Source organism: Pseudomonas sp. DD1 (assembly GCF_044510355.1).
Taxonomy (GTDB): domain Bacteria; phylum Pseudomonadota; class Gammaproteobacteria; order Pseudomonadales; family Pseudomonadaceae; genus Aquipseudomonas; species Aquipseudomonas shahriarae.
Genome location: NZ_MSAJ01000010.1, coordinates 1 through 11725 on the forward strand (window position 1 = coordinate 1; position 11725 = coordinate 11725).

Annotated in this window: 10 protein-coding genes; 6 read left to right on the plus strand and 4 right to left on the minus strand. The window is 62.4% G+C overall.

The window, feature by feature from the left end; all coding sequences use genetic code 11:
* From PSFL_RS07500 to PSFL_RS07515, 4 genes are all read left to right on the plus strand, one after another.
* On the plus strand, window positions 1–735 hold a 735-nt coding region (locus PSFL_RS07500; RefSeq protein ID WP_397469859.1), incomplete at its 5' end, for a sulfite exporter TauE/SafE family protein.
* A gap of 153 nt (window positions 736–888) precedes the next feature.
* Window positions 889–2064, plus strand: coding sequence for a porin (locus PSFL_RS07505; RefSeq protein WP_115128524.1), 1176 nt, complete (start codon window positions 889–891; stop codon window positions 2062–2064).
* A gap of 242 nt (window positions 2065–2306) precedes the next feature.
* Window positions 2307–3470 (plus strand): nitric oxide-sensing protein NosP, encoded by a 1164-nt coding sequence (nosP, locus tag PSFL_RS07510; protein ID WP_057960094.1) that lies wholly within the window; start codon window positions 2307–2309, stop codon window positions 3468–3470.
* The gene (locus PSFL_RS07515; protein WP_120733526.1) at window positions 3400–5700 is read left to right on the plus strand and encodes a PAS domain-containing hybrid sensor histidine kinase/response regulator; all 2301 of its coding nucleotides are present in this window, start codon (window positions 3400–3402) and stop codon (window positions 5698–5700) included. The genes nosP and PSFL_RS07515 overlap by 71 nt, the downstream gene beginning before the upstream one ends.
* Before the next feature lie 486 nt (window positions 5701–6186).
* On the opposite strand, the gene PSFL_RS07520 is transcribed toward PSFL_RS07515, so the two are convergent.
* Window positions 6187–6852 (minus strand): response regulator transcription factor, encoded by a 666-nt coding sequence (locus tag PSFL_RS07520; protein ID WP_029296512.1) that lies wholly within the window; start codon window positions 6850–6852, stop codon window positions 6187–6189.
* 27 nt (window positions 6853–6879) lie between these two features.
* Window positions 6880–7434, minus strand: coding sequence for a PQQ-dependent catabolism-associated CXXCW motif protein (locus PSFL_RS07525; protein ID WP_057960077.1), 555 nt, complete (start codon window positions 7432–7434; stop codon window positions 6880–6882).
* 275 nt (window positions 7435–7709) lie between these two features.
* On the opposite strand from PSFL_RS07525, the gene PSFL_RS07530 reads away from it, so the two are divergent.
* Entirely contained in the window at window positions 7710–8336 is a 627-nt protein-coding gene (locus tag PSFL_RS07530; RefSeq protein WP_057439407.1) for a response regulator transcription factor, read from the plus strand.
* A 42-nt stretch (window positions 8337–8378) separates the two neighbouring features.
* On the opposite strand, the gene PSFL_RS07535 is transcribed toward PSFL_RS07530, so the two are convergent.
* Window positions 8379–9026 carry a pentapeptide repeat-containing protein gene (locus PSFL_RS07535; RefSeq protein ID WP_397469860.1) on the minus strand — a complete coding sequence of 216 codons (648 nt, stop codon included), beginning with the start codon at window positions 9024–9026 and terminating at the stop codon, window positions 8379–8381.
* 87 nt (window positions 9027–9113) lie between these two features.
* The gene (gene exaA / locus PSFL_RS07540; protein ID WP_057439406.1) at window positions 9114–11006 is read right to left on the minus strand and encodes a quinoprotein ethanol dehydrogenase; all 1893 of its coding nucleotides are present in this window, start codon (window positions 11004–11006) and stop codon (window positions 9114–9116) included.
* A gap of 254 nt (window positions 11007–11260) precedes the next feature.
* Here exaA and pedF point away from each other — a divergent pair, with 254 nt between their 5' ends.
* Window positions 11261–11722: a cytochrome c-550 PedF gene (gene pedF / locus PSFL_RS07545; RefSeq protein WP_057439405.1), complete on the plus strand. Its 462-nt coding sequence runs from the start codon at window positions 11261–11263 to the stop codon at window positions 11720–11722.
* Window positions 11723–11725 lie beyond the last annotated feature (3 nt).

An 11725-nucleotide genomic window follows, 5' to 3' on the forward strand; every position in this document is an offset into this window, starting at 1 on the left:
CAGCTGGGGGTGCCGGCGTTGGTGCTGGGGCTGGGCTTGACCATGACCCAAGCGGCCCCGGTGTCATTGTTCGCCGTGGGGGCGGCGGCGGCGGTGGGGGCGATTGATGGCTTGCGCCATGGCCTGGTGCGGTATCGCGCGGCGTTGCTGATTGCCTTGCTTGGCGCCCTGTTTTCGCCGCTGGGGGTGTTCTTCGCCCATCAGTTGCCGGACAAGATCCTGATGGGCCTGTTCAGCGCGCTGATGGTGCTGGTGGCGTGGCGCATGTTGCGGCGCGAAAAGCTCGAGGCCGGCCCCAGCGACCATGGCGCCGCGTCCTGGGGGCAGAAGAACTGCATGCTCGATCAGCAGACCGGGCGTTTTTCCTGGACCGCCAAATGCACCGCGACCCTGGCCGCCCTCGGTGCGGTGACCGGTGCGGTATCGGGCCTGCTGGGGGTGGGCGGCGGTTTTCTGATCGTGCCGGCGTTCAAGCAACTGACCGATGTGCAGATGCGCGGGATTGTCGCCACCTCGCTGATGGTGATCAGCCTGATTTCGCTGATTGGTGTGGTCGGCGCGTTCCATGCCGGGGTGGTGATCGACACCCTCGGCTGGGTGTTTATTGGTGCCAGCATCGTCGGCATGCTCATCGGCCGGCGCCTGGGCTCGCTGATTCCGGCGCGGGCCTTGCAAATCGGCTTTGCCAGCCTGTGTATCGTGGTGGCAGGCGGGATGTTGTTCAACGCCCTTTGACCCCAACCCCGCGCCTACCGGTGTAAGCCTTAAGTGGCGGGCCCTCGGCGCCCTCCAAAGCACCGCGCATTTCCCTCCAAGGCAGCGTTTAACCGCGCTGCCTGGCTTTCGATAATCGCCTCCGACACCCAGACCCCCGTCGCGGAGCGCGCCATGCATAACAATAAGAACTTCCCCCGTCGTTTGTTGCCAGCCTTTATCGCCAGCCTCGGTTTGAGCTCGGTGGCCCAGGCCGAGATCGTGCTGTACGACAAGGACCAAACCACCTTTTCCACCGATGGCTACGTCAACGCCTTCTACGTCAACAGCGATGTGGACCGTGCCGGCGAGCAATACGACCGGCGCCAGTCGCGGGTAAAAATGGGCTTTTTGCCCAACTACCTGGGCTTCAACATGGGCAAGCAGGTCGATGACCTCAAGCTCGGCGCCCGTGCCTCGTTCTGGGTGACCATCAACGACAGTGAAACCAACGGCACCGACACCGCCATCGACGTGCGCCAGTTCTACGGCACCGTGGCCAACCCCGAGTGGGGCGAAGTGCTGATCGGCAAGGACTTCGGCCTGTTCGCCCGTTCCAACATCCTGCTCGACGAACTGCTCGCCGGCTATGGCCAGGTCAGCGACAGCCTGGGCCTGGTGGACGGCGGTGGGGTCTCGTTCGGCAATATCGGCAGTGGCTACCCATACCCGTTCCCCACCTCGCAAATCACCTACCGCACCCCGGTAATGGACGGCCTGCGGGTGGCCGTGGGCATCATGGACCCGGTCGACACCAACGACAGCAGCCCGCTGGGCAAGGCCTACCAGAAAAACCCACGTACCGAGAGCGAGATCACCTACCAGTTCGACGTGGGCGGGGCGAAGATCTACAGCTGGCTCAACGGCAGCTACCAGACCTCGGACAACACCGACTCCAGCGTCGAATCGGTGACCTCCAAGGGCCTGGGCTATGGGGTGCAGGCGAAGATGGGCGGCTTGTCGCTCACCGGCTCCGGCTTCCAGGCCAAGGGCATCAACCCGTTCTTCACCAACAACGCCGGGGAGGCCACCTTGCGTAATGTCGACAGCAATGGCTACCTGCTGCAGGGCTCCTACAAATTGGGCAAGAACCGCCTGGCGCTGTCCTACGGCAAGACCAAGGACGACGGCAACGGCGTGGTCGGCAGCGGCGCCGACTACGAAACCCGGGGCATTGCCCTGTTCCATGACATCAACGACAACCTGAAGCTGGTGGCCGAGTACAACCAGTTCGAGATCAACGGCCACGACACCAGTGCGCAGAATGAAGACACCGATACCTTTGCCGTAGGTGCGGTGCTGACCTGGTAATGACCTGGAACACGGTCAAACGTGTGGGGGCCAGCTTGCCTGCGATGCTTGCGACTCGGTGGATCAGTTACACCGCGGTGATGCAATCGCAGGCAAGCCAGCTCCTACACAAAGCCAGTTCCCACAGAGATTCATCTGTTGCCCGGTGGCTCTCATCCCATCGAAGCCCCGACCCAGTACCCAAGTAGCATAGGTCGCCACCCCGCGCGTTCGTACACTTGAGCTTCAACGGGGAGATGACCATGCAACAGGTGCACAGCGAAGGCGTAGTCACAGCCATGTCCCAGGCCAGCGATGCGCAGCAGGTGGCCGATGAGCTGGCGTGCCAGTTGTTGCACCCGTACCTGGGGTTCGTGCTGTTCTTCTGCTCTGCCACCTATGACCTGCAGGCCCTCGGCCAGGCCCTGCAACACAGTTTCGGTGGTGTCCGCGTGGTGGGTTGCACCAGCGCCGGCGAGATCACGCCCCAGGGTTACGGGCGCAATTGCGTGACGGCGGTGGGGTTTGACCATGCGCACTTTTCCATTGCCACCGAACTGATCGACCAGGTCGAGCACTTCAGCCTGATCGACGCGCAACAAATGGTCGAACGCCTGGTGGGTGGCTGTCGCAGCAACACCCTGGCCCCGATCAAGGGCAACAGCTTTGCCTTGACCCTGCTCGACGGCCTGTCCAGCCGCGAAGAAATGGTCCTCGCCGCCCTGAGCGCAGCGCTCGGCGATATCCCGCATTTCGGCGGTTCGGCCGGCGATGACAACCACCTGACCCACACCCACGTGTATTTCGACGGCGCCTTCCACAGCGGCGCGGCTGTCGTGGTGCTGGTCAATACCTGGCTGGACTTCGAGGTGTTCACCACCCACCACATCCTGCCCCTGGCACACAAACTGGTGGTGACAGGGGCGGACAGCGCGTCGCGGCGGGTCTTTGAGTTGAATGCCGAACCTGCCGCCGAGGAGTACGCACGGCATATCGGCGTGGCCGTTGCACAGTTGGATCACCGGATCTTCGCCGCCCATCCGTTGGCGGTGCGTATCAACGAGCAGTACTACGTGCGGGCGATCCAGCAGGTCCACGATGACTTGAGCCTGAGTTTCTACTGCGCAGTGGAAAACGGCATCGTCCTCACCGCCATGACCCCGGGGCCGATCCTGCCCAACCTGCAGACCCTGTTCGACGGCCTGCAAGCGCGTCTAGGCGACCTGCTGCTGACCATCGGCTGCGACTGTTTCCTGCGGCGCCTGGAGCTCGAAGAGCACGGCACCCTGGAGCCGATCGGCGCCTTTTTGCGTGAGCAACGGGTGATGGGGTTCAACACCTACGGAGAACAGTTCAATGGCATGCACATCAACCAGACCTTTACCGGGGTCGCCATTGCCCGTGGTCGAAGCTCTGGACAGCGCTGAACTGCACGCGCAGATCCGCGCCCTGCAGCAGGACAATCGCAAGCTGGCGCGGATCAACGCCGCGCTGATCGAGCGCGTCGAGTCCGGCGCGACCCGTGGCAACGACCCTTATGCGGCGTTCCAGCATTCGGTGGTGCTGGCCGAGCAGGTGCGCGAACGTACCGACGCCCTCAACCAGGCGATGGCCGAACTCAAGGCCAGCAACCATCTGCTGCGCGATGCACGGCTGCGCGCGGAAACCGCCCACCAGCATTTGATTGATGCCATCGAGAGCATTTCCGATGCCTTTGTGCTGTTCGACCAGCACCAACACATTGTGTTGTTCAACAGCCGCTTCCAGGGGTTCTGGAGCAACAGCCCGGTGCAGATTGTCGCGGGCATGGGCCTGCGTGAGGTCAAACGGCTGATGACGGTCAACGGCCTGTTCACCGAAGAGGCCCACGGGCACGCTGATGAAACCCTGTTTTACCGTCTGGATAACGGCCGTTGGCTGCAAGTCAGCGAGCGGCCGACCCAGGACGGTGGGCGAGTGATTCTGTTTACCGACATCACTGACGTCAAACTGGCGGAAACCCTGCGCCGTGAACAGGCCGTTGCGCAGAAATCCCAGGAAAGCGAACGCTGGATCCGCCTGATCACCGACCATGTGCCGGCGTTGATTGCCTACCTCAATGCCGATCTGGTCTACGAGTTCACCAACAAGGTCTACGAGCAATGGTATTGCTGGGCGCAGGGCGCGATGCTCGGTAAAAGCCTGCGCCAGGCCCACAGCGAACAGCATTACCAGCGCCTGGAAGCCTACGTGGCGCAGGCGCTGGCGGGGGAGAGCGTGACCTTCGAGTTCGCCGAAACCAATATCAACCATCAGGAGCGCTACATGCTGCGCTCCTATGTGCCCAACCGCCTGGCCAGTGGCGAGGTGGTGGGGATCTTTGTGCTGATCCGCGACATCACCGAACGCCGGCGCACCGCCGAGGCCCTGCACCAGGCTTATCAGAACCTGGAACTGCGAGTGCGCGAGCGCACCGCCGAACTGACTTCGCTCAACGACCAACTGCTGCAGGAAATCGACGAGCGCCGCCGCGTGGAGTCGCGTCTGCGCGAAGCCAAGCTGGAAGCCGAGCAGGCCAACCTGTCGAAAACCAAGTTTCTGGCGGCGGTCAGCCATGACCTGCTGCAACCGCTGAATGCCGCCCGCTTGTTTACCGGGGCCTTGCTGGAGCGGCGTGATCCGGTGGCCAACGAGACCCTGGTGCGCAATGTCAGCAATTCTCTGGAAGACGTGGAAAACCTGCTGGGCACCCTGGTAGATATTTCCAAGCTCGACGCCGGGGTGATCAAGGCCGATATCGCACCGTTTGCCTTGAGCGAACTGCTGGACAACCTCGCCGCCGAATACACCCAAGTGGCGCGCAGCGAAGGCTTGCAGCTGCACTTTATTGGCTGCTCGGCCCTGGTGCGCAGCGATATCCAGCTGCTCGCCAGAATCTTGCGCAACCTGTTGAGCAATGCCATCCGCTACACCTACGGCGGGCGCGTGGTGCTGGGTTGTCGGCGTGAGCATCAGCGGTTGTCGATCCAGGTCTGGGACACCGGTATGGGCATCGCCGAGGAGCGCCTGGAGGAGATTTTCCAGGAGTTCAAGCGCGGCGATGTGCAACGCCCGGACCAGGATCGTGGGTTGGGCCTGGGGTTGGCGATTGTGGAAAAAATCGCGCGGATCCTCGGGCACCGGATCAGCGTGCGCTCCTGGCCTGGACGGGGCTCGATGTTCAGTGTGGAGGTGCCGTTGAGCAGCACCGCACCCAGGGTCTTGCCTATGCCGGTGATGAGCGAGCCGATGCTGGAGCGTTTGCAGGGCGCCCGGGTGTGGGTGCTGGATAACGACGCGGCGATCTGTGCCGGTATGCGTACCTTGCTTGAAGGCTGGGGCTGCCAGGTGATTACCGCCTTGTCCGAACAGGACCTGGCACGCCAGGTGGACAACTACCATGCCCAGGCGGACTTGCTGATTGCTGATTACCACCTGGATGACGAACAGAACGGCGTGGACGCGGTGGCCAGGATCAATGCGCGGCGGGCCAGTGCCATTCCGGCGATGATGATTACCGCCAATTACAGCAACGAACTGAAACTGCAAATCCGCGAGCTGGGGCATACCCTGATGCACAAGCCGGTGCGGCCGATGAAGCTCAAGACTGCCATGAGCCACCTCTTGGGCCGTCCCTGACACACCCTCGATCAAAATGTGGGAGCGGGCTTGCCCGCGATAGCGGTGGGTCAGGCAAATAAATGCTGAATGACACACCGTTATCGTGGCGTAGGTATCTACACAGGTCTTTTCTGGGGGTGTGTACATATCCGTTGCTGCGGTCATGGCCACTTAGGGTTCCGCCCTTACGGCGGCTCACTTTGGAAAAGCCCCAAAGTAAGCAAAGGGCTTTTGCCCCACCACTCGGCACCTCGCCCAGGCTCGGTGTGCCCGTCATCCGACATTGATTTGGGGGGCCGCCGCGATGGGCCATCCATGGCCCAGCGCGGCTAACCCGGCGTCCTGCCGGGTTACCCCCCAAATCAATATCGGATGACGGCCAGCGTGGTTTAACGGGGCGCCTCAGATCAAGATCAAGATCAAAAGCAAAGCGAGGCGGCCTTAAAGCCGACCTGATCTTCGAATCGTACGCGTACCCCTGTGGGAGCTCAGTTGTAAGGAAAATCAGCGCCGCAGGTAGGAGCCGAAGTCGATATCTCCAGCGCTAAGGATCGCCTGCACCCGGTTATGTACGTTCAATTTGCGCAGAATCGCCGACACATGGGCCTTCACCGTGGTCTCGGCAATTTCCAGGGTGTAGGCAATCTGCTTGTTCGACTCGCCCTTGGTCATCCGCTCCAACACCAGCAACTGCTTGCGTGTAAGGGCCTGCAGCAGTTCCGGGGCGAAGGCCGGGTTGTCGTGCATGCGCCGCTGGCCGGGGTTTTTCTGGGTGCGGATGATGTCGGGCGGCAGGTATACGTTGCCATTGAGGATCTGCTGGATGGCTTCGGTCATCTGCGCCCGTGGCGAGGATTTTGTGATAAAGCCCACCGCGCCATAGGTGATGGCTTGCAGCACGATCTGCTTGTCCTGTTCGGCCGAGACGATCACCACCGGTATGGTCGGCGCTTCGTTGCGCAGGTTGATCAGGCCGTTGAGGCCGTGCATGCCGGGCATGTTCAGGTCCAGCAGGATCAGGTCGAGGTCGTCGTGCTCCTGGGTCAGGGCCAGGGCGCTGTCCAGGTCGGCAGTTTCCATCACTTCGCTGCCGGCAAAACCGTCGCTGATGACGTTATGGATCGCTTCGCGAAACAGCGGGTGATCGTCGGCAATCAGAATTTTATACATGGCCGTTCACCTTTTTATTGTGATGTTTCAGGGGGCAAGCTCAAAGGGCTCTGGGTGTGCCGCGGCGACGGGCAGCTTGGCGGCCTCCCACGCGTCCAGGCCATCGCGATACCAATACACAGTGTTATAGCCCAAGGCTTTGGCCCGTTTTACCGCGTTCCAACTCAACCAGCAATCGGCGCGGCAGTAGAACACCAAGGGGTGGGCAAGGTGACCGTCGGTGTAGGTGTACAGGTGGCGGGCAAAGTAGCTCTGCCACTCGGGCGTCAGCTCGCCATCGCCGGTATTGGCCAGCCAATGGCTGCCGGGCAGGTTGGCGTGGGGCTGGTCTTCGATGAACTGGCCGTGCAGCCATTGCCGGCGGTAAACGTCGATCAGCACCGGGCGCGGTTGTTGCGCCAGCAGGGTTTGCAGGGCCTGGGTATCGACGATGGTCGCGCCCGGCAGGTGTTCGGGGGTGGGGCTGCGATAGAGGTTGATGCGGTAGCCGTCGCGGGAAAACAGCGCGGTTGGCGGCTGGGCAGCAGCCAGCAGCGGGGTCAGCGACAGCACGGCAGCCAGAGTCAGTCGGGCGGGCAGCATGGCAGGTACGATCCTTATAGTTATGCGCCTATTACATGCCAGTCGCGCTGCCTTGGGAATGCGACGATAGACAGCAAAACCAGTACCAAAGTAGTAAATCAGCCGGCGCTTGAGGGCTCTAGCATGAAAGTACCGGTCATCCTCAGGAGTTGTACGATCATGCGAATTCTCAAGGCGCTGCTCTTGCCGTTTTTGCTGATTGTCAGCCTGATCGGCGTGGACAAGCTCCACGGCCCGCGACCGGCGCCGCTGCTGGTGATGCCGGCGCATGCCTCATGAATATCCTGTTGGTAGACAAGCACGCCGTGGTGCGCCTGGGTTACAGCAGCCTGTTGCGGGCGCTGCTACCGGGCGTGGAAGTGCGCGAGGCGGGCACTGGCGAGGAGGCGCTGGCGCGGGTGCAGGAGGCGGTGCCGAACCTGGTGATCACCGGTTTTGGCCTGCCGGGCATCAGCGGCCTGGAGACCACCCGCCGCCTGCGCCAGCGCCTGCCGCAATTGCGCGTGCTGTTTTTCAGCCAGCATCAGGAGCTGCCCCTGGTACGCCAGGCCCTGGAGGCCGGTGCGTCGGGCTATATCACCAAGGGCGCGACGCCTGCGGTGATGAATGAAGCGGTGCAGCGCATTCTCGACGGCCACACCTATATCGAACAGGCCCTGGCCACCGAGCTGGCCTACCACCCGGTCGATCATCGCCTGCAGGGCATGACAGCCCGTGAGCTGGAGATTTTCCTGATGCTGGCCAAGGGCACACCTACCCGGGCCATTGCCGATCAACTGAGTATCAGCAGCAAGACCGTGTCCAATCACCTGACCTTGCTCAAGAGCAAATTGCAGGTCAGCTCCCATGCGGAGCTGGTGCATGTGGGGATTGATATGGGCGTGGTGCGGGCGGCGGGATAAGTCGCTCCTCTGCAGGAGCCGGCAAGCCCGCGCATGCAAAAGTTAACGGTCCCAGGTGGTGGGGCAGTCCTTGCAGCCCTCCATATTCGCGTCCTGGAAGTTTGCATAGTGCTGGCGGGTGCCGGTGAGGGTGGCCTGCTCCAGGTTGCTTTCACCGAACTTGGCCTCTTGCAGGTTGGCGTCGCTCAGGTCCGCACCTTGCAGGTCAGCTTTGCTCAGCCAGGTCATTTCCAGGTCCGCTGCACGCAGGTTGGCCTTGTGCAGCTTGGCCCCCGACAACCGCGCAAATTGCAGGTAAGCCGCGCTGAGGTTGGCGTTTTCAAATTGCGCGCCTTGGGCAAACATGCCCCAGCCTTGTACGGCCATCAAAGTGGCCCTGCTGAAATCTGCCAGGCGCAGGTTGGCTTGCTGCAGGCTGGCGCGGGTCAGGTTGGCGCCTTGCAGTTGGGCTTTTTCCAGGTTGGCCAGGTCGAGGTTCGCGTGGCGCAGGTCGGCCTCGCGCAGATCGGCCCCGGCCAGGTTCATTTTGCTCAAGTCCTGGTTGCGCAGGTTGGCGCCCTTGAGGTTGGCGCCGGGGCATTGGCTGTGGGGGGCGAGGGTGCAGCCGTTGATGACCAGGGGTTGGTCGTCGCCGTCGTCGGCGTAGGCCAGGGGGAGGGAGAGCAGGAGTAGCAGGGGCAGGTAGTTCATGGCAGGGACCTCGTGGTGGCCGTTGGGGCGCGGAGCGCCCTGGGAGGCATTCCCACGCAGAGCGTGGGAACGATCATCAACGGGGGGTTATTTTTGCGCGGTTTTGTTATCCCAACTCGGGATTTTGAACACCCAGAACGACCCGCCCTGTGCCACCGGTTTGGTCAGCTCGGCCATGTCGCCGCCCCACAACGGCACCGCGCCGCCGTAGCCAACGGTCACGCCGATGTATTGCTCGCCATCCTGTTCCCAGGTGATCGGTGGGGAGACGATGCCGCTGCCGGTCTGGAACTTCCACAGCTCCTTGCCGGTTTTTGCGTCGAAGGCTTTGAAGAAACCGTCGCCGGTGCCGGTGAACACCAGGTTGCCCTTGGTCGCCAGCACGCCGGCCCACAATGGCAGGGCCTCCTTGTGCTCCCACACCACCTTGCCGGTGGTCGGGTTCATCGCGCGCAGGGTGCCGACGTGGTCGTCATACATGCGCTTGATACGGAAGCCCATGCCCAGGTACGCCGAACCCTTCTTGTAGTTGACCTCTTCGGTCCAGTATTCCTCTTTCCACTGGTTGCCGGGGATGTAGAACAGGCCGGTGTCCTGGCTGTAGGCCATGGGGTTCCAGTTCTTGCCACCGAGGAACGGCGGCGAGACTTCCACCGGCTTGCCCTTGGTTTCACCCGGCAGCGGCTTGGCCGGACGCTGGCCTTCGTTTTCCACGGGGCGGCCGGTCTTCAGGTCGATATGACTGGCCCAGGTGATGTTGTCGACGAACGGGAAGGCGTTCTGCAGCTTGCCGTTGTTACGGTCCACCACGTAGAAGAAGCCGTTGCGGTCAGCGTGGCCGGTGGCCTTGACCACTTTGCCGTCCTTGTCCTTGTAGTCGAACAGCACCAGTTCGTTGTTGCCGGAGAAGTCCCAGGCATCGTTTGGCGTGTGCTGGTAGAACCACTTCACTTCGCCGGTGCTTGGGTCAACACCCACTTGGCCGGAGGTATAGAGGCTGTCGAAGTCGTGAGGGTTGCCATCCTTGGAAGTACGCGCCCAGGTGTTCCAAGGGCCGGGGTTGCCGGCGCCGACGATGATGGTGTTGGTCTCGGCATCGAAACTGGCGCTCTGCCAAGGGGCACCGCCGCCGTGGCTCCAGGCTTCGACCTTGCCGGTTTCGGTGGTCGGATCATCCGGCCAGGACGGTGCTTTCACATCGCCGGTGGTGGTGCTGTCCTTGCCATTCAGGCGGCCCATGTGGCCTTCGACGAACGGGCGCATCCACACTTCTTCGCCGGTGTCCGGGTCGCGGGCAAACAGCTGGCCGACCACGCCGAACTCATCGCCGGAGCTGCCGTGGATCAGCAGGACCTTGCCGGTGACCTTGTCTTTGATCAGCACCGGGGCGCCGGTCATGGTGTAGCCGGCGGCGTGGTCGCCGAATTTCTTGTTCCACACCACTTTTCCGGTGTTTTTATCGAGGGCGATCAGGCGCGCATCGAGGGTGCCGAAGTAGATCTTGTCGCCAAAAATCGCCGCCCCGCGGTTGACCACGTCACAGCACGGGCGGATGTTGTCGGGCAGGCGGTGGTTGTAGGTCCACAGGCGCTTGCCGGTCTTGGCGTCGAGGGCGAACACCCGGGAGTAGGAGCCGGTGACATACACCACGCCGTCGTTGACGATGGCCTGGGACTCCTGGCCGCGCTGCTTCTCGTCACCGAACGAGTACGACCAGGCCGGGGTGAGCTTGAACACGTTCTTGTCGTTGACCTGGGCCAGGGGGCTCCAGCGCTGGGCGTTGGTGCCCATGCCGTATTGCAGCACGTCCTTGGTGGTCAGGTGGTCGTTGGCAATGTCTTCCCAGGTGACGTTGCGCGTCTGCTTTGCAGGTTCGGCAGCGGCGAAGCTCGCCGCACTCAAGGACAGGCTGCCGACCAGCAGGAAAGCCTGCACGGCAAGGCTCAGCGGCGAGAGGGCGGGTAGCGATCTTATTGTCATGGTTGCAGTTCCCAGTGGAGGTTTTGGCCTGCACAGGTTGCTGGCTGGACGGTGCCCGCGGATACGGAAAATATCCCGGTGTGGCCGGGACAATTTCCCGAACCGCATCTGATTTAGCAGGGGCCCGCAAGCCTTACTACGAAGGGAGTAGAGCCCGGCCACCAAAGCAGCATACGGGCCCTGGCGAGGCGTTCCTATGATGGTTGCCATAGCCTCTGTAGAGAGGTTTTGCGTGCAATCCTGAGGGGACAATAATGACAACAAAACGCAACGCCTTGCTGGTTGCCGGCCTGTTGGCCGGGGTGATCGGTGCAGGCTCCGTCTGGGCTCACGGCAACGTGACGCCAACTGCCGTGGAAACCCAAGGCCTGACCCCGATCAAGGACGCCGGCGTACCGCTGGATGCCGATGGCTGGGCGGCGGTGAACCCGTATCGCCAGTCGCCGGAACACGCCAAGGCCGTCGAAGTGGGGGCCTCGGCCTATAACCAGAACTGCGCCGCGTGCCACGGTCTGGAAGCCAAGTCCGGCGGGATCGCCCCCGACCTGCGCATGCTCGATGAGGGCGATGCCGGGGACGAATGGTTCGTCGAACGGGTGCGCCACGGCGCCGTGCGCGATGGTCGGGTGTACATGCCGAAAATGGCCGACTACCTGAGCCAGGAAGCCTTGTGGGCGGTACGCACTTATCTTGATAGCGTGCACGTCGAGGAGTAAGCC